Origin of the sequence: Pseudomonas protegens (genome assembly GCF_003732485.1) — a bacterium.
In the GTDB taxonomy this organism is placed as follows: domain Bacteria; phylum Pseudomonadota; class Gammaproteobacteria; order Pseudomonadales; family Pseudomonadaceae; genus Aquipseudomonas; species Aquipseudomonas protegens_B.
The window spans coordinates 213,544-231,630 of sequence record NZ_MOAK01000081.1 but is presented as its reverse complement, the minus strand read 5'-3'; the positions used below and the strand labels follow the sequence as shown (position 1 = coordinate 231,630).

Annotated in this window: 13 protein-coding genes and 1 pseudogene; 5 read left to right on the top strand and 9 right to left on the bottom strand. The window is 60.2% G+C overall.

What is annotated here, in order from left to right:
- The 6 genes and pseudogenes from BLX41_RS36205 to mtnA form a co-directional block, all read right to left on the bottom strand.
- Window positions 1–1,114 (bottom strand): annotated as a pseudogene (locus BLX41_RS36205) (prephenate dehydrogenase/arogenate dehydrogenase family protein); the annotation flags it as partial.
- 88 nt (window positions 1,115–1,202) lie between these two features.
- Window positions 1,203–2,315, bottom strand: coding sequence for a histidinol-phosphate transaminase (gene hisC / locus BLX41_RS24885; RefSeq protein WP_123727019.1), 1,113 nt, complete (start codon window positions 2,313–2,315; stop codon window positions 1,203–1,205).
- A 10-nt stretch (window positions 2,316–2,325) separates the two neighbouring features.
- Window positions 2,326–3,420 carry a prephenate dehydratase gene (gene pheA / locus BLX41_RS24880; RefSeq protein ID WP_123727018.1) on the bottom strand — a complete coding sequence of 365 codons (1,095 nt, stop codon included), beginning with the start codon at window positions 3,418–3,420 and terminating at the stop codon, window positions 2,326–2,328.
- Complete coding sequence (serC, locus tag BLX41_RS24875; RefSeq protein ID WP_123727159.1) at window positions 3,420–4,505, bottom strand: 3-phosphoserine/phosphohydroxythreonine transaminase; 1,086 nt, start codon at window positions 4,503–4,505, stop codon at window positions 3,420–3,422. Before serC ends, pheA begins: the two co-directional genes overlap by 1 nt.
- A 64-nt stretch (window positions 4,506–4,569) precedes the next feature.
- Window positions 4,570–7,239 carry a DNA gyrase subunit A gene (gyrA, locus tag BLX41_RS24870; RefSeq protein WP_123727017.1) on the bottom strand — a complete coding sequence of 890 codons (2,670 nt, stop codon included), beginning with the start codon at window positions 7,237–7,239 and terminating at the stop codon, window positions 4,570–4,572.
- Between the two features lie 353 nt (window positions 7,240–7,592).
- Complete coding sequence (gene mtnA / locus BLX41_RS24865; protein ID WP_123727016.1) at window positions 7,593–8,669, bottom strand: S-methyl-5-thioribose-1-phosphate isomerase; 1,077 nt, start codon at window positions 8,667–8,669, stop codon at window positions 7,593–7,595.
- 108 nt (window positions 8,670–8,777) lie between these two features.
- On the opposite strand from mtnA, the gene BLX41_RS24860 reads away from it, so the two are divergent.
- From BLX41_RS24860 to BLX41_RS24840, 5 genes are all read left to right on the top strand, one after another.
- Complete coding sequence (locus BLX41_RS24860; RefSeq protein WP_123727015.1) at window positions 8,778–10,109, top strand: TRZ/ATZ family hydrolase; 1,332 nt, start codon at window positions 8,778–8,780, stop codon at window positions 10,107–10,109.
- A 62-nt stretch (window positions 10,110–10,171) separates the two neighbouring features.
- On the top strand, window positions 10,172–10,870 hold the full coding sequence (ubiG, locus tag BLX41_RS24855; RefSeq protein WP_016964097.1) for a bifunctional 2-polyprenyl-6-hydroxyphenol methylase/3-demethylubiquinol 3-O-methyltransferase UbiG: 699 nt from the start codon (window positions 10,172–10,174) through the stop codon (window positions 10,868–10,870).
- A gap of 3 nt (window positions 10,871–10,873) precedes the next feature.
- Window positions 10,874–11,545, top strand: a complete 672-nt coding sequence (mupP, locus tag BLX41_RS24850) for an N-acetylmuramic acid 6-phosphate phosphatase MupP (protein WP_123727014.1) — start codon at window positions 10,874–10,876, stop codon at window positions 11,543–11,545.
- 56 nt (window positions 11,546–11,601) lie between these two features.
- Window positions 11,602–12,342, top strand: coding sequence for a YciK family oxidoreductase (locus tag BLX41_RS24845; protein WP_123727013.1), 741 nt, complete (start codon window positions 11,602–11,604; stop codon window positions 12,340–12,342).
- 369 nt (window positions 12,343–12,711) lie between these two features.
- Complete coding sequence (locus BLX41_RS24840) at window positions 12,712–13,638, top strand: GGDEF domain-containing protein (RefSeq protein ID WP_123727012.1); 927 nt, start codon at window positions 12,712–12,714, stop codon at window positions 13,636–13,638.
- Between the two features lie 90 nt (window positions 13,639–13,728).
- Here the strand turns inward: BLX41_RS24840 and BLX41_RS24835 are convergent, their stop codons facing one another.
- From BLX41_RS24835 to BLX41_RS36200, 3 genes are all read right to left on the bottom strand, one after another.
- Window positions 13,729–14,481: an iron-containing redox enzyme family protein gene (locus tag BLX41_RS24835; protein WP_404942796.1), complete on the bottom strand. Its 753-nt coding sequence runs from the start codon at window positions 14,479–14,481 to the stop codon at window positions 13,729–13,731.
- A gap of 77 nt (window positions 14,482–14,558) precedes the next feature.
- The gene (locus BLX41_RS24830) at window positions 14,559–17,018 is read right to left on the bottom strand and encodes an EAL domain-containing protein (protein ID WP_123727010.1); all 2,460 of its coding nucleotides are present in this window, start codon (window positions 17,016–17,018) and stop codon (window positions 14,559–14,561) included.
- A 207-nt stretch (window positions 17,019–17,225) separates the two neighbouring features.
- A partial coding sequence (locus BLX41_RS36200; protein ID WP_259745153.1) for an ABC transporter ATP-binding protein occupies window positions 17,226–18,087 on the bottom strand: 862 nt, incomplete at its 5' end.

Below are 18,087 nucleotides of genomic sequence, written 5' to 3'. Positions count from 1 at the left end.
TCTTTCTTTCTTTCGGACCTGGCGCCGGCTTCAAGCCGTGCAGACCAACACCATGAATAGTCACACGCCCGTGGTGCGGACCTTCGATGACCACTCCCATGTCGCGGAAAGCCTGCAGCGTCGCCAGAGCGTCCTCACCCTCGAGGAACCCCTCGACTTCGGTGGTGCCTTCAGCGAGGGAACCGAGCATGATCGAACGGTGGGAAATCGATTTGTCACCCGGTACACGAATCCGCCCAGACAGGCGGCCACCAGGATTTGCCAGGAAAATCAGATCGTTGGAGTTCATAGCGTCCACATAGGCCCGGCGGGCCAGGATTTTACCGAAATGCTCGCGGGCAACCCGGGCGCGAGTGAATACGCCCAACAACTGATGCCCGTCCCCTGCATCGACCGCGTCACGCAGAGCGTCGAGGTCGTTGCGAAATGTATCGAGTGTGCGCAGAACCGCCTCGCGATTGGCAAGGAAGATGTCGTGCCACATGACCGGGTCGCTGCCGGCGATTCTCGTGAAATCGCGGAACCCGCCCGCAGCGTAACGGAAGATATCGAGATTTTCACTGCGCTTGGCCAACGAGTCGACCAGGCCGAATGCCAGCAGGTGCGGTAAATGACTGGTCGCGGCAAGGACTTCATCGTGACGCTCGACCTGCATGTGCTCGACATCCGCCCCCAGCTCACGCCAGAGCCTGTCGACCAGATCCAGTGCCGCAACATCAGTCTGCTCCAGCGGCGTCAGGATCACCTTGTGCCGACGAAACAGCTGCGCATTGGATGCTTCCACACCGCTCTGCTCGGAGCCCGCAATGGGGTGTCCCGGAACAAAGCGTGCAGGCACGCCGCCAAACGCCTCTTGCGCGGCGCGCACCACATTGCCCTTGGCACTGCCGACATCGGTCAGCACCGCCTGCCCCAAATCCATGCCGGCAAGCAGCGCCAGCAGCTTTTCCATGGCCAGGATCGGTACCGCCAGTTGAATCACATCGGCGCCCTGGCAAGCCAGAACCAGATCCTCTTCACAACGATCCACCACCCCCAGCTCGACCGCCAACTGGCGGGACTGCGGATCCAGGTCGACACCGACCACCTCATGGCACAGGCCACTTTCACGCAAACCCTTGGCAAAGGAACCGCCAATCAATCCCAGGCCGATCACCACCAGGCGACCGATCATAGGCACAGCAGATTGCATTGGAATGACATCAACCACGGGCCAGAACCTTGGCCAAAGCCTCAAGGAAACGAGTATTTTCCACCGGCAGGCCGATGGTGATGCGCAAATGATTTGGCATGCCGTAGTTGGCCACCGGACGCACGATCACACCCTCGCGCAGCAGGCCCTGGAATACCGGCGCAGCCTCACGCCCCAGATCCACGGCAATGAAATTGCCCTTGGAAGGAATCCAGCTCAGGCCCAGCTCACGAAAACCCGCTTCCAACTGCTGCATGCCGGCTTCGTTCAGGCGACGGCTCTCGGCCAGGTAGTCCACATCCTGCAATGCGGCGCAGGCCGCAGCCAGTGCCAGACTATTGACATTGAAAGGCTGGCGCACGCGGTTCAGCACATCCGCCACCACTGAGGTCGAGAGCCCGTAACCGACCCGCAGGGCCGCCAAGCCATAAGCCTTGGAGAAGGTCCGCGAAACCAACAGGTTCGGATAGGCCGCCAGGAAGTCCAGACCGTCCGGCAGGTCACCGCCTTCGGCATACTCGATATAGGCTTCATCCAGCACTACCAGCACATGGGCCGGCACGTCCTGTAGGAACTCATCCAGCTCCTCGGCACCGAACCAGGTCCCGGTAGGGTTGTTCGGATTGGCGATGAACACCACACGGGTCTGCTCATCGATCGCCTTGAGCATGGCCGCTAAATCGTGCCCCCAGTTGCTGGCAGCAACGACTTTTGCCTGAGCACCGACTGCCTGGGTAACGATGGGGTAGACGGCAAATGCGTGCTCACTGAACACCGCATTCAGGCCTGGCGCCAGATAGGCTCGAGCCACCAGCTCCAGAATATCGTTGGAACCGTTACCCAGGGTCACCTGCTGGATCTCCACGCCGCAGCGCTCGGCCAACAGAGACTTGAGAGCAAAGCCGTTGCCATCGGGGTAACGGGTCAGTTCCGCCAGCTCGTCGCGAATCGCCGCCAGGGCCTTGGGACTAGCGCCCAGCGGATTTTCATTGCTCGCCAGCTTGACGATGGTGGCCGGATCGATGTCCAGCTCCCGGGCCAGTTCGTCCACGGGCTTGCCCGGAACGTAAGGCGAAAGTTGTTGCACGCCTGGTTGTGCCAGTGCGAGGAAGTCGCCACTCATTGTTAAAGCCTCAGAGAACCGCTTTCGGGTAGGAACCCAGCACCTTGAGTGCCACTGCTTCCTGACTGATCTTCTCCAGCACCCCCTTGATCAACGGATCACGGTGGTGGCCAACGAAGTCGATGAAGAACACATAGGTCCATTTGCCACTGCGCGAAGGTCGGGTCTCGATTCGCGTCAGGTCGATGCCATTGTCGTGGAACGGCACCAGCAGTTCGTGCAAGGCACCGGGCTTGTTGCTCATGGACACGATGATCGAGGTCTTGTCGTCGCCGGTCGGCGGCACTTCCTGGTTGCCGATCATCAAGAAACGCGTGGAGTTGTCCGGACGGTCCTCGATTTTCTCCGCCAGACGTGTCAGGCCATACAGGCCCGCCGCCATGTCGCCGGCGATCGCCGCCGAATTCCACTCGCCCTTGACCCGCTTGGCAGCCTCGGCGTTGCTGGACACCGCCACGCGCTCGACATTCGGGTAATGAGCGTCCAGCCACTTGCGGCACTGGGCCAGGGACTGAGCATGGGAGTAGATGCGGCTGATGCTGTCGGTCTTGGTGTTTTCGCCCACCAGCAAGTGGTGGTGAATGCGCAACTCGACTTCACCGCAGATCACCATGTCGTGCTCTAGGAAGCTGTCGAGGGTGTGATTGACCGCTCCCTCGGTGGAGTTTTCCACCGGCACCACGCCAAAGTTCACCGCACCGGCTGCCACTTCGCGGAACACTTCGTCGATCGCAGCCATTGGTTTGCTGATCACTGCGTGACCGAAGTGTTTCATGGCCGCAGCCTGGGTGAAGGTGCCTTCAGGGCCGAGGTAGGCCACTTTCAGCGGCTGCTCCAGAGCCAGGCACGAAGACATGATTTCGCGGAACAAGCGCGCCATCTCTTCGTTGCCCAGCGGCCCCTGGTTGCGCTCCATCACCCGCTTGAGCACCTGAGCTTCACGCTCCGGACGATAGAACACCGGCACCTCGCCCTCGGCGAGGGAACCCATCTTGACCCGGGCGACTTCCTGGGCACACCGTGCACGCTCACTGATCAGTTCCAGAACCTTCTCGTCCAGGGCGTCAATGCGCAGGCGCAGGGCCTTGAGTTCTTGCTCAGACATCAGCCATGTTCCTTCTCGAACTCCGCCATGTAGGCCACCAGTGCATTGACTGCGTTGATGTCCACGGCGTTATAGATGGAGGCGCGCATGCCGCCCACCGAGCGATGCCCCTTGAGATTCAACAGGCCACGAGCCTCGGCCCCCACCAGGAACGGCTTGTCCAGACGATCGTCTGCAAGGCGGAAAGGTACGTTCATCCACGAGCGATCGGACTTGTTGATCGGGTTACTGTAAAGGCCGCTGGCATCGATGAAGTCATACAGAGTGCGCTGCTTGGCTTCATTGAGCTTGGCAATGGCTGCCACCCCACCTTGCTCCTTGAGCCATTCAAACACCAGACCAGACAGGTACCAGGCCAGAGTCGGCGGCGTGTTGTACATCGAACCGTTGTCTGCTGCGACCTTGTAGTCGAGCATGGTCGGGCACAGCGAACGGGCGCGGCCCAGCAGGTCTTCGCGAATGATGTTCACCAGGATGCCGCTGGGGCCGATGTTCTTCTGCGCACCGGCGTAGATCATGCCGAAACGGGAGATATCCACAGGGCGCGAGAGGATGTCGGAAGACATGTCGGCCACCAGGGGAACGTCGCCGGTTTCCGGGATCCAGTTGAATTCCAGGCCACCGATGGTTTCGTTCGGCGCGTAGTGCACGTAGGCGGCGTCTTTCGACAGCTGCCACTCGTTCTGGCCGGGAATTGCGAAATAGTCGTAAGGCTTGGCAGTGGCCGCAACATTGACCTGACCGTAACGAGAGGCTTCCTCAATGGCTTTCTGCGACCAGATACCAGTGTCGATATAGTCGGCCTTACCACCTTCAGGCAGCAGGTTCAGCGGAATCTGGGCAAATTGCTGGCTAGCGCCACCTTGCAGGAACAGCACTTTATAGTTCGAGGGGATATTCAGCAGATCACGCAGATCCTGCTCCGCCTTGGTGGCGATGGAGACAAACTCATCACTGCGATGACTCATCTCCATGACCGACAGGCCCTTGCCATGCCAATCCAGCAATTCGGCCTGGGCACGCAACAGGACAGCTTCAGGTAGCGCAGCGGGACCTGCGCAGAAGTTATAGGCTCGTTTGCTCACATCCACTCTCGCTATGCATTCACGGTAGCGGACAGAGCAAACACTCTGCCCTGCTACGATTTATTTAGTCTTGCGACTCTTCTTCGCCTGCGGCGTCTGCCTGTTGGCCATCGGTTGCATCATCCGGCTCGGCTACCGCATCCAGCACGGTGCCCTCGAATTCAGCGCCCTCTTCACCTTCGTACTCTTCGCCTTCGATCTCCGATGGTTCCTGCACCCGCTCCAGGCCCACCAGGGTTTCATCGCTGGCCAGCTTGATCAGGGTCACGCCCTGAGTGTTACGGCCCAGGCTAGAGACTTCGTCGACACGGGTACGAACCAGAGTGCCCTGATCGGAAATCAGCATGATCTCCTCACCGTCCAGCACCTGAACCGCGCCTACCAGGCGACCGTTACGCTCATTGCTGACCATGGCGATAACGCCCTGACCACCACGCTTGTACTCAGGGAACTCGCTGATGGCAGTGCGCTTGCCAAAACCACGCTCGGAAGCGGTGAGGATCTGGCTACCCTCCTCAGGAATCAGCATGGAGATCAGCTTCTGGCCTTCGGCCAGGCGCATGCCGCGGACACCGCGAGCGGTACGACCCATGGCACGAACGTCGGACTCCTTGAAGCGAGTCACCTTGCCACCGTCGGAGAACAGCATGACTTCACGCTCGCCATCGGTAATGGCAGCGCTGATCAGCACGTCGCCTTCATCCAGCTCCAGGGCGATCAGACCGACACTGCGCTGACGGCTGAAGGATTCCAGCGGGGTCTTCTTCACGGTGCCGTTGGCGGTGGCCATGAAGATGTAGTGACCTTCGGTGTATTCCTCTACCGGCAGCATGGTGGTGATGTACTCACCATCGTCCAGCGGCAGCAGGTTCACCAGCGGACGGCCGCGAGCAGCACGGGATGCTTCAGGAATCTCGTAAGTCTTGAGCCAGTACACCTTGCCCTTGCTGGAGAACAGCAGCAGCGTTGTGTGGCTGTTGGCTACCAGCAGGTGAGCGATATAGTCCTCATCCTTGACACCAGTGGCCGATTTGCCTTTACCGCCACGACGCTGGGCCTGGTACGCAGCCAATGGCTGGGTCTTGGCATAGCCGCCATGGGAGATGGTCACTACGCGCTCTTCTTCCGGGATCATGTCACCCAGGGTCAGGTCGAGACGGGCATCGAGAATCTCGGTGCGACGCACATCACCATACTCGGCGCGGATCACTTCCAGCTCTTCGCGAATCACTTCCATCAGACGCGTGGCGCTGTTGAGGATGCGGATCAGCTCGCCGATCTGGTTGAGGATCTCCTGGTACTCGGCCAGCAGTTTTTCGTGCTCAAGACCGGTCAGACGATGCAGACGCAGCTCCAGAATGGCTTGCGCCTGCTCCGGGGACAGGAAGTACTTGCCGTCGCGCAGACCATATTGCGGATCGAGGTTTTCCGGACGGCAGGAATCCGCACCGGCACGCTCGACCATGGTCATCACCGCACTGGACTCCCAAGGAGTGCTGATCAGCGCTTCCTTGGCTTCCGACGGCGTTGGCGAGGCTTTGATCAGAGCGATGACCGGATCAATGTTGGACAGAGCAACGGCCTGGCCTTCAAGAATATGGCCACGCTCACGGGCCTTGCGCAGCTCGAATACGGTACGACGGGTCACCACTTCGCGACGGTGACGAACGAAGGCTTCCAGCAGATCCTTGAGGTTGAGGATCCGCGGACGGCCGTCGATCAGCGCCACGATGTTGATACCGAACACTGCTTGCAGCTGGGTCTGGGCGTAGAGGTTATTGAGGATTACCTCAGGCACTTCGCCACGACGCAGCTCGATCACGACGCGCATACCGTCCTTGTCGGACTCATCGCGCAGTTCAGTGATGCCCTCGAGCTTCTTCTCTTTCACCAGCTCGGCGATCTTCTCGATCAGGCGGGCCTTGTTCAGTTGGTATGGCAGCTCGGTGATGACGATCTGCTGGCGGCCGCCGACCTTGTCGATGTCTTCGATGATCGAGCGAGCGCGCATATAGATGCGGCCACGGCCGGTGCGGTAGGCCTCGATGATGCCTTCACGACCGTTGATGATCGCTGCAGTCGGGAAGTCCGGACCGGGGATGTACTGCATCAGCTCGTCGACAGTCAGCTCGGGATTGTCGATCAACGCCAGGCAACCGTCGATGACTTCACCGAGGTTGTGCGGCGGAATGTTGGTCGCCATGCCCACGGCGATACCGCTGGAACCGTTGACCAGCAGGTTGGGGATCTTGGTCGGCATGACCGCCGGGATCATCTCGGTGCCGTCGTAGTTCGGCACCCAGTCCACGGTTTCCTTGTGCAGGTCGGCCAGCAGCTCGTGCGCCAGCTTGGTCATGCGCACTTCGGTGTATCGCATGGCCGCCGCGTTGTCGCCGTCGACCGAACCGAAGTTACCCTGGCCGTCTACCAGCAGGTAGCGCAGGGAGAATGGCTGGGCCATACGAACGATGGTGTCGTACACCGCGGTATCACCGTGCGGGTGATACTTACCGATCACGTCACCGACAACACGGGCAGATTTCTTGTACGGCTTGTTCCAGTCGTTACCGAGCTCGCTCATCGCGTACAGCACACGCCGGTGCACGGGCTTCAAGCCATCGCGCGCATCAGGCAGTGCCCGCCCGACAATTACGCTCATCGCGTAGTCGAGGTAGGACTGTTTCAGCTCGTCTTCGATATTGACCGGGAGGATTTCTTTGGCCAGTTCGCCCATGAGAAGCCTGATTCCTTTTTCTGGTGAAACTTCGTCACATCCATATGGGACGAACGAAGCTCGCCGCTGCAGGCCTAGTGCCATGCACCGACTTACGACAAATCAACAAGTTATGCCATGGATTTGCGCAGTGAAGGCAGTCGCATCTGACCGCCTTGGAAACCGCCGGATGTTATCACAATCGCCGCCACGCACCTATCCCCCTGACGCGCATGGAGCATAGTTAGTTGACCGGTGACAGCCTGATAAGAGACGAGAGAGGCTCAGAGGCCAAATTCGCACACATTTATGTGTTTTTTCTCACCCGGCAGCCCGCCTCGCAAGTCATAGCCAACGACTCACGAGGCCGAACATCAATGCAAGCGCTTACGACACATCAACTGCGCCAGTTTTGCCGTATCCGGACGCTCGACAATGCCCTTTTCGGTGACGATGGCATCGATCAGGTCCGCAGGCGTCACATCGAACACCGGATTGAAGACCTCCACATCCGCCCCCACCCGCTCGCCAGCGAGCTCCAGCAACTCTGCGGCCTCGCGCTCCTCGATAGGAATGTCTTCTCCACTCGCCAGATTCATGTCGATGGTCGAACTGGACGCCACCACCATGAAGCGCACTCCGTGATGCATGGCATTGACCGCCAACTGATAGGTGCCGATCTTGTTCGCCACATCGCCATTGGCAGCGATTCGATCAGCACCGACAATCACCCAGGTCACACCCTTGGTCTTCATGATATGGGCGGCTGCAGAGTCGGCATTCAAGGTCACCGGAATGCCCTCACTGGCCAGTTCCCAGGCCGTCAGGCGCGACCCTTGCAGCCAGGGCCGGGTTTCATCGACATGAACCCGCTCCACCATACCTTCCAGCCAAGCCGCACGAATCACCCCCAGAGCTGTGCCGAAGCCTCCAGTCGCCAGGGCGCCGGTGTTGCAGTGGGTCAGCAAGGCCTGGGGATTGCCCTGATGCCGACGAATCAAATCCACGCCCAACTGAGCCATGGTCAGGTTGGCCTCGCGATCACTCTCATGGATCGACATCGCTTCGGCCTCCAGCGCCGCCAGCGGCTCAGCCTGATCCCTGACCCGCTCCAGACGCTCGCGCATGCGATTCAAGGCCCAGAACAGATTGCCACCGGTCGGACGGGACTTCGCCAGCAGAGCGAAATCCTCCTCCAAAGCCGCCAGCCAATCGCCGCCTGCGGCAAAGCGTGCACGAGCCGCCAGGACCAGCCCATAAGCCGCGCTGATGCCAATGGCTGGAGCGCCGCGCACCACCATTGAGCGAATCGCCTCAGCGACCCTGGCCACACTGTCGCAGGCAACCCAGGTTTCCTCGAAGGGCAGGTTCCGCTGATCGAGCAGATACAGAGTGCTATCCCGCCAGTCAATGGCCTTGACCTTCTCCGCAGCCAACAGACGATCGCGCATCCCTCACCCCGCACTCATGAACAAAAGCCGCCGATTATAGCGATCCCCCCGCCAAGACGCTCGGGTATACTTCGCCATCCTTTATATGAAGCCCTGGACCGATATTCGATGCCGAACCGTGAGACTGCGCTCGACCTGCTACTGTTGCCGACCTGGCTGGTGCCGGTGGAGCCAGCCGGCGTCGTCCTCAAGGACCACGGCCTGGGCATCCGCGACGGGCGCATCCTGTTCATCGGCCCGCGAGCCGAGGCACTGAGGTATCGCGCCAGCGAAGTCCGCGAACTGCCCGGCATGCTGCTCAGCCCCGGACTGATCAATGCCCACGGGCACGCAGCCATGACACTGTTTCGCGGACTGGCCGACGACCTGCAACTGATGACCTGGCTGGAAAAGCATATCTGGCCTGCCGAAGCCAAATGGGTGGATGAAGCCTTCGTCCGAGACGGTACCGACCTGGCCATCGCCGAGCAGATCAAGGGCGGCATCACCTGTTTCTCTGACATGTACTTCTTTCCGAAGGTTGCCAGCGAGCGCGTTCACAACAGCGGCATACGTGCCCAGATCGCCATGCCGATCCTCGACTTTCCCATTCCTGGCGCCCACGACGCCGACGAAGCCATTCGTCAGGGTGTCGAACTGTTCGGCGATCTCAAGCACCACCCAAGGATCAAGATCACCTTCGGCCCCCACGCGCCCTACACCGTGGGCGACGAGAATCTGGAAAAGATTCGGGTGATCGCCGAAGAACTCGACGCCTCGATCCACATGCATGTGCATGAAACCGCATTCGAAGTGCAGCAATCCCTGGAACAGCGTGGCGAGCGCCCTCTGGCCCGTCTGGCTCGACTGGGGCTCCTGGGTCCGCGCTTCCAGGCGGTTCATATGACCCAAATCAGCGATGACGACCTGGCTTTACTGGTAGAAACCAACACCAGTGTCATTCATTGCCCGGAATCCAACTTGAAACTGGCCAGTGGCTTCTGCCCGGTAGAACGCCTGTGGCAGGCCGGGGTCAACGTCGCGGTGGGCACCGATGGCGCAGCCAGCAACAACGATCTGGACCTGCTGGGAGAAGTTCGTACCGCCGCTCTGCTGGCCAAGGCCGTGGCCGGGTCGGCAACCGCCCTGGATGCCCACCGCGCCCTGCGCATGGCCACCCTTAATGGCGCCAGAGCCATGGGGCTGGAAAGCGAAGTAGGCTCTCTGGAAATCGGCAAGGCCGCAGACATGGTGGCCTTCGACCTGTCCGGCCTGGCCCAGCAACCGATTTACGACCCAGTGTCGCAACTGATCTACGCCACTGGCCGGGACTGCGTGAAACACCTGTGGGTCGCCGGCAAGCAACTGCTGGACGACCGGCGCCTGACCCGCCAGGACGAACAACAGCTGAGCGCCACCGCCCGCAGCTGGGGCCAGCGTATCAGCGGCCACACCCAATAACCCGGACCTTGAGCGGACGCTCGAGGCCCAACAGAGAATTTCTTAGCTTTGGAGTATCACCCATGAGCAACGTCGATCACGCTGAAATCGCCAAGTTCGAAGCCCTGGCCCATCGCTGGTGGGACCGCGAAAGCGAATTCAAGCCCCTGCACGACATCAACCCGCTACGAGTCAACTGGATCGACGAACGGGTCGGACTGGCTGGCAAGAAGGTGCTCGACGTCGGCTGTGGCGGCGGCATCCTCAGCGAGGCCATGGCTCAACGCGGCGCCACCGTGACCGGGATCGACATGGGCGAAGCCCCTCTGGCGGTCGCCCAGTTGCACCAGCTGGAATCCGGCGTGAATGTCGAGTACCGGCAGATCACCGCCGAAGCCCTGGCCGAGGAGATGCCCGAGCAGTTCGACGTGGTCACCTGCCTGGAAATGCTCGAGCACGTCCCTGACCCTTCGTCCGTGATCCGCGCCTGCTTCCGCATGGTCAAGCCCGGTGGCCAAGTATTCTTTTCCACCATCAACCGCAACCCCAAGGCTTATCTGTTCGCCATCATCGGTGCGGAATACATCATGAAACTGTTGCCGCGCGGCACCCACGACTTCAAGAAGTTCATCCGTCCTTCGGAGCTCGGCGCCTGGAGCCGCTCCGCCGGCCTGACCGTCAAGGATATCATCGGCCTGACCTACAACCCTCTGACCAAGCACTACAAACTGGCAGCGGACGTTGACGTCAACTACATGATCCAGACCCTGCGAGAGGAGTGAGACATGGCTATCAGAGCCGTTCTTTTCGATATGGATGGCACCCTGCTCGATACCGCACCCGACTTCATCGCAGTCTGCCAGGGCATGCGGCGTGATCGCGGCCTGCCGCCGATCGCCGACCAGCATATCCGCGACGAAGTCTCGGGCGGTGCCAAAGCCATGGTAGCCGTGACCTTTTCCATGGACCCGGAATCTCCGGGCTTCGAGGAATTGCGCCTGGAGTTCCTAGAGCGCTATCTCAAGCATTGCGCCGTACACAGCAAGCTCTTCGACGGCATGGCCGAGCTGCTGGCCGATATCGAAAAAGCCAATCTGATCTGGGGGGTAGTGACCAACAAGCCGCTGCGCTTCGCCGAGCCGATCATGCAGCAACTGGGCCTGGCCGAACGCTCGGCGCTGCTGATCTGTCCCGACCATGTGAAGAACAGCAAGCCCGACCCCGAACCGCTGATCCTGGCGTGCAAGATGCTCAAGCTGGACCCGTCCACGGTGCTGTTCGTCGGCGACGACCTGCGGGATATCGAATCCGGCCGCGACGCGGGCACCAAGACCGCCGCCGTGACCTACGGCTACATCCATCCGGACGATAATCCCCGGCACTGGGGTGCCGACGTGGTGGTCAACCATCCGCTGGAGTTGCGCCAGGTTCTGGATAACGCATTGTGCAGCTGCTAAGCGGCAGCATTCCCGGCTAAGCGCCGGAGACGTTTGAATTTCTGTTGAGGCCATTTATGTTTGATTATTCCGCTCGCCCCGAACTGCTCAAGGACCGGGTCATTCTGGTCACCGGCGCCGGGCGTGGCATCGGTGCCGCCGCCGCCAAGACCTTTGCCGCCCACGGCGCCACCGTACTCCTGCTGGGCAAGACCGAAGCCAACCTGACCGAGGTCTACGACGCCATCGAAGCGGCTGGCCACCCCCAGCCGGCAGTGATTCCGTTCAACCTGGAAACTGCCCTGCCGCACCAGTACGACGAACTGGCCGCGATGATCGAGACCGAGTTCGGCCACCTCGACGGCCTGCTGCACAACGCTTCGATCATTGGCCCACGCACACCGCTGGAGCAGCTGTCGGGGGAAAACTTCATGCGAGTGATGCAAGTCAACGTCAACGCCATGTTCATGCTGACCAGCACCCTGCTGCCCCTGCTCAAACTGTCCAAGGATGCTTCGGTGGTCTTCACCTCCAGCAGTGTCGGCCGCAAGGGACGGGCCTATTGGGGCGCCTACGGCGTGTCCAAGTTCGCCACCGAAGGCCTGATGCAGACCCTGGCCGATGAGCTGGATACCGTGGCTCCGGTCCGCGCCAACAGCATCAACCCGGGCGCCACCCGCACCAGCATGCGTGCCCAGGCCTACCCGGGCGAGAACCCCAGCAACAACCCGACACCGGAAGAGATCATGCCGGTCTACCTATATCTGATGGGCCCGGACAGCGCCGGAATCAACGGTCAGGCTTTCGACGCGCAGTAATTCCCTCCCGTTCGTCGCGACAGAATACTGTCGCGACGTCTTGGCAAGCCCCAATCCCCACGATTTCCCAGCCAAACAAATGTCAGTCAAGGTGAGGCGTTTTCTCGAAGACTCACCAACCATTTGAATTAAAACAAGTTTTATTCGTATGAACCGAATGGCACGAGTTTCGCTCTAAGAACACTCACCCCACGACGCATTGACGCCGCGGGAAACGGCTTGTGCCGAGGGCTTTATAGCCAAAGGCGAAGCGGCATAAAATATGCGCGATTGTCCTACGGGACTGAAGGAACAGTATGACGCGCAGCTCTGAGCCGCTCTCACCTAGGCAGAAACACCGTACATAGTGCTCAGGGGGCTCAAGCTCAGATGAAAACACCGACCCAGACCAACGCAATTGACTTCGATAGCGCCAAATTGCAACGCCTGGGCTTTGGCCAACAGACGCCGCTGTTCAAGCAGCCCGTCAGCCTCGGACAATTGCGCCAGCAACTGGGGCTGCAACTGCAAACCAGCCTTGAACCACAACGCATCCTCGGCCTGTTCTTTCGCGAGGTGCAACGCCTGGTCCCCCTCGACACCCTGCACTACCAGCATTCCCTCAGCGATCTGCGCCTGGAATTCGGCCAGCGCGGGCACCACTCCATCAGCTACAGCCTGAGCCACGAAGGCGAGCCCATGGGCGAGCTGGTCTTCCGTCGCAACCAACGCTTCAGCGATACCGAACAGGGTTACCTGGAGTCGTTGCTGTCCACTCTGCTGTACCCGATGCGCAACGCCTTGCTGTATCGCGCCGCAACCCGCAGCGCCCTGCGCGACCCGTTGACCGACACCGGCAACCGCATCGCCATGGACCAGACCCTGCAGCGGGAAATCGAGATGGCTCGCCGCCACTCGCTCCCACTGTCACTGCTGATGCTGGACATCGACCACTTCAAGCGCATCAATGACAGCTACGGCCACAGTACCGGCGACGAAGTGCTCAAGGCCGTTGCCGCCTCGATCAAGGGGCAACTGCGCAATGTGGACATGGTGTTTCGCTTTGGCGGGGAAGAGTTCCTAATCCTGCTTTCCAACACCGGGCGCGACGCTGCCGCGATGGTGGGCGAACGACTGAGAAATGCCGCGCAAGCGCAGGAGTACTGGGCTGATGGCAAGCTGATCGAACTCACCGTCAGCCTGGGTTGTTCGACCCTGTTGCCGGGTGAGTCCGCAGAGAGCCTGCTGCGCCGCGCCGATAGCGCGTTGTACGTGGCCAAACGGGAAGGACGCAATCGGCTGGCAATGGCCGGCTAGGCACCCGGCCCCTGCATATCAATCACGGGCAACTCCACCGCCACAGGCAGCTATCGCCCGTGACAATCGCCCTGCCCGCGAAGACCCGACTTACCCCTCAGCCAGTGCAAGACGCTCGCGGGTCACCGTGGTCTTTTCCTGCTGCATGCAGCGCTCCAGGAACAGGTACATGTAGTCATAGCTCTTGCAAATGGCCTGGCGCAGCTCAACCTGCAGGGCCTTGCTTGGATTCAAACCCGCCAGGGTGACGATAATTTCCAGGGCTTCCCAGGGATGGGCATCATCGTATTGAGCATGCATTTTCAGCCACTTCATGGCGCGCTTGCGGTCCTCTTCCGGGAACGCAGCGGCATAGACGCCGCTGGAACAGACCAGGGCCGACCATTCGCCCGTCGCCCCTTCAATGGCGTAGTTGGTAGCAGCGATAGCCACGATCAGCGAATCCGCCGAACTGGTGTGCCAGCACCAATGACTCAGGGCATGCAATTCCGGTGGCACTTGCTGGGCTTGCAAATCCTCCAGGGTCACGCCATGGGCTCGACTCCAATGCACCCAGTAATCGGCATGATTGAGTTCGACACGAATGTTGCGCATCAGCCAGCGACGCGCCATGTCCTCGCCGGGGTGACGGGCAAAGCGGGTCTTGGTCAGGTTCTGGGCCATATACAGGGCGAACTGTTCAACCACAGGCCAGCCGCCGATCAGGTACTGACGCATGACTTTGGCACTGAGTTTGTTGTCACGCATGCGCTGATACAGCTCATGCTCCACCACACGGCGCTTGCTCTCGCTGCAGTCCTGGATCAATTGCTGGGTCCAGGCGGGATAGCTGGCAGCTTCCATGAGCGGGCCGGTTCGGTTGAATGTGTCGATCACTGTCGGGCTCCTTTTGATTGTGATGTGCGGATCCAAAAGAGGTTTCAACGGAACGTGCCGGGCGCCTTGAACAACAGAGGCTGTGGCCGCACGGGTCGACACTGCAGGCTGTCACAGGTGAACAATTGCGGGCGTTCAATAATGTAGCCTTGAGCATAATCCACGCCGATCTCAAGCAGGGCCTGCTCGATCTGCGGTGTTTCAACAAACTCGGCAATCGTGCGCTTACCCATGACATGCCCGATGTGGTTGATCACCTCGACCATGGCGCGGTTAATCGGGTCGTCCAGCATATCCTTTACGAAACTTCCATCGATCTTGAGGAAGTCTACAGGCAAATGTTTGAGATAAGCGAACGACGACATTCCCGCACAAAAGTCATCCAGGGAAAAATGGCAGCCCAAACCCTTGAGTTCATTTATAAAACGGATCGCGCTGCCCAAATTGGCAATTGCGCTGGTTTCGGTAATTTCAAAACAGATCATCTTCGGCGGCACGCCATAGGCAACGAACTGCTCTCTCAGGAAGTCGAGAAACTCGTCGTCGCCAATGGTGATGCCCGACAGATTGATCGCACACATGGCCATCGGCCCTTCCCGGCCCTCGGCAATGCACTGGGCGATGATCTTGAATACGTTCTGCACCACCCAGCGATCCAGGGAGGTCATCAGCCCGTAACGCTCCGCCGCCGGAATGAAGCTGTCCGGCAGGATCATCCGACCGGCCTCGTCGTGCAGACGCAGAAGAATCTCCACGTGGCCACCATCGTGCTCAGTACGGCCCAGGGCAGTGATTTCCTGGGAATAGAGACAGAAGCGGTTTTCCTCGAGGGCCATATGCAGCCGCTGAACCCAGGCCATCTCACCGAATCGCAGGGACAGTTCCGAGTCGTCGGCATGGTAGACCTGCACCCGGTTGCGACCTTTCTCCTTAGCCATGTAACAGGCCATATCCGCCGCCCGCAACGACGCCTCAAGCGTGGTGGGCGTCTGGGCGATGTGCACCAACCCAATGCTCACCGTGGTCACGAATGGCCGACCCTTCCAGACGAAGTGCAGGTTCTGCACTGTCTGGCGCAGCCCTTCGGCAATCTTCTCCGCAGCCTCCGGCGAGCAGTTCTCCAGGAGAATCCCGAACTCGTCCCCTCCCAATCGGGCCAGGGTGTCACCTTCGCGCAACCCCGACTGCAGCAAAGCACAGATGTGCCGCAGCAACTCATCTCCAGCAGCATGGCCACAGGTGTCGTTGACCAGCTTGAACTGGTCCAGATCCAGAAACATCAGCGCATGCCTGGCGGGCTGGCGGACCAGGCTGTGCAACGCCTGCTCCAGGCGGAATTCGAACTCTCGGCGATTGGCCAGCCCGGTCAAGGCATCGTGGGTCGCCTGCCAGGATAGATTGGCGATGTATTGCCGCTCCTGGGTCATGTCGTGCAACACCAGTACCGTGCCACTGACCTTCCCGGCATTGCGGATCGGTGCCCCCACCAGGGTCACCGAAACCGTGCTGCCATCCAGTCGCTGGATCAGCTTGGAATGCTCGCTGCCGCCACTGAGCTGACCACTGAGGATGTGTTCGATCAGGGTGAAGCCGTCGGCCTGGGCATTTTCGTCCAAGAGATTGAACAAGGCCGCCAGGGGCAGCCCCACCGCCTGCTCGGCCTTCCAGCGAGTCAGTTCTTCCGCCGCCGGGTTCATATAGGCGATGGCGCCCTCGACATCCGTGGTGATCACCCCGTCACCAATGGACTGCAAGGTGATCTGCGCGCGTTCCTTCTCCAGTTGCAAGGCGTCGGCAAAAGCATGCCGCTGGGCCAGCAGCTTGTGGGTGCGTAGCAAGGCCAGGGCAATCAGGATCAGCGCCGTGGCCAGGTTGGTCACCAGCAACAGGCGCAGGATGACCCGCGAGCCCTCCCCCAAAGCATCGCTGAAAGCCTTTGCCGCGGGAGTGACGCCATCGTTGATGGCAAAGATCTGGCTCTTCCAGCGCTGCACATCACCTTCACCGGCGCTGTTGCTGCTGATCCCCTGGTGCATCTCTCGGGCCACGGTATCAAGCTGCAACAGGTAGCCATCCCCCACAGTCCACAGATCGATGGCCTTTTCCAGGTAGCTGAAATGACGGAAGTTGAGGTACAGCCAGATCAGGCTGGGGACGTCATCCGGGTGATTGCCCCCCTTGAGAATCCCCAGGCGCGCAGCCTCCAGATCCGGCGGCTGGCGATCCAGGGCCACCCGCAACTCATGCCCGCCCTGGGGTACGGCGATGGCGTTCTGGTATTTGAGGAAGGTACCTTCGTCGCGGCTGTCGGCATACAGATTGAGGTAGTAGATGGCGTCTTTCTGGCCCTTGGACCACAGACTCTCACCGGCAACATAGCCGCGCACTGCCGACAGGACATACAGGCTGAGGCCGCCCAACAGCGCTTGAAATAACACCACGGCGATAAAGGGCCAGACGATGCCCAACAACCGCGGCGTTGCGAAAGTCCGCTTTTGCTTCATGAGGGTCCTTGCTTGCGCACTGCCAAATGAACACCCAGTAGTCCCGTCTCAGACAGCACAGATTAGGCTAATTTCCATGGGTCCGACGCAGGCTGAGCAGCGCCTGGACCGAACCTTCACGGGGAAACGGCCGCTCTCTCACGCTGAAACGGTAATTCCACCAGGAAATTCAAGCACTAAACACAGAAACCCGGACAAAACTCAAGGCTATCGAACCTGCTGCAAATGCCCGTATAGCTTGGCATAAAGGCCACCATCAGCAATCAGCTGCTGATGGTCGCCATCTTCGGCAATCTGCCCGCCATCGAACACCAAAACCCGGTCAGCCTGTTTAACCGCCGACAGGCGATGGGCAATGATCAGCGTAGTCCGCCCCCGTAGAAAACGCGTCAAGGCTTGATGCAGGTTGTACTCGGTGGCAGCGTCCAGGGCGGACGTGGCTTCGTCGAGAATCACCACTTTGGGTTCGGCCAGCACCATCCGCGCAATGGCCAGGCGCTGGCGCTGTCCACCGGAAAGGCGCACACCGGAACGCCCGACCACGCTGTCCAGGCCCTGGGGCAGGGCCCTTACGGTGGATTCGAGCTGAGCAATTTCCAGGGCCTGCCAGCAAGCGCTGTCACTACGCTCGCGGCCCATGGTCAGGTTGGCGCGAATTGTGTCGTTGAACAGCGCAGGATGCTGCAGCACTACGGCGACGTTATCGCGTACCGTTTCCAGGCCGATTTCCTGCTGAGTGGCACCGCCAAAGCGGATGACTCCGGTCTGCGGCGTATACAACCCCAGTAACAGCTGCACCAAGGTGCTCTTGCCCCCGCCACTGGCACCGACAATGGCCACTTTCTCGCCAGGAGCGATAGACAGGTTCATGTTGTCCAGCACCCGCTCATCGCCGTAACCGAAGCTCAGGCCGCGGACCTCGATGCCGACGGTTTCACGCCCCTGGAACGGATCCACGCCACCGCTGTACTGCGGTTCATCGGCCCGTGCCAGCAACTCGTTGATCCGAGTCAGGGCTCCGCCCGCGGCGTAATAGGCGTATTGCAGATTCAGCAATTGCTCTACCGGG

Bases quoted from the DNA above. Each gene is read 5' to 3' on its own strand.
- hisC (WP_123727019.1), bottom strand. From the start codon at position 2,315: ATGAGTGGCGACTTCCTCGCACTGGCACAACCAGGCGTGCAACAACTT.
- pheA (WP_123727018.1), bottom strand. From the start codon at position 3,420: ATGTCTGAGCAAGAACTCAAGGCCCTGCGCCTGCGCATTGACGCCCTG.
- gyrA (WP_123727017.1), bottom strand. From the start codon at position 7,239: ATGGGCGAACTGGCCAAAGAAATCCTCCCGGTCAATATCGAAGACGAG.
- mtnA (WP_123727016.1), bottom strand. From the start codon at position 8,669: ATGCGCGATCGTCTGTTGGCTGCGGAGAAGGTCAAGGCCATTGACTGG.
- BLX41_RS24860 (WP_123727015.1), top strand. From the start codon at position 8,778: ATGCCGAACCGTGAGACTGCGCTCGACCTGCTACTGTTGCCGACCTGG.
- ubiG (WP_016964097.1), top strand. From the start codon at position 10,172: ATGAGCAACGTCGATCACGCTGAAATCGCCAAGTTCGAAGCCCTGGCC.
- mupP (WP_123727014.1), top strand. From the start codon at position 10,874: ATGGCTATCAGAGCCGTTCTTTTCGATATGGATGGCACCCTGCTCGAT.
- BLX41_RS24845 (WP_123727013.1), top strand. From the start codon at position 11,602: ATGTTTGATTATTCCGCTCGCCCCGAACTGCTCAAGGACCGGGTCATT.
- BLX41_RS24840 (WP_123727012.1), top strand. From the start codon at position 12,712: ATGAAAACACCGACCCAGACCAACGCAATTGACTTCGATAGCGCCAAA.
- BLX41_RS24835 (WP_404942796.1), bottom strand. From the start codon at position 14,481: ATGGAAGCTGCCAGCTATCCCGCCTGGACCCAGCAATTGATCCAGGAC.
- BLX41_RS24830 (WP_123727010.1), bottom strand. From the start codon at position 17,018: ATGAAGCAAAAGCGGACTTTCGCAACGCCGCGGTTGTTGGGCATCGTC.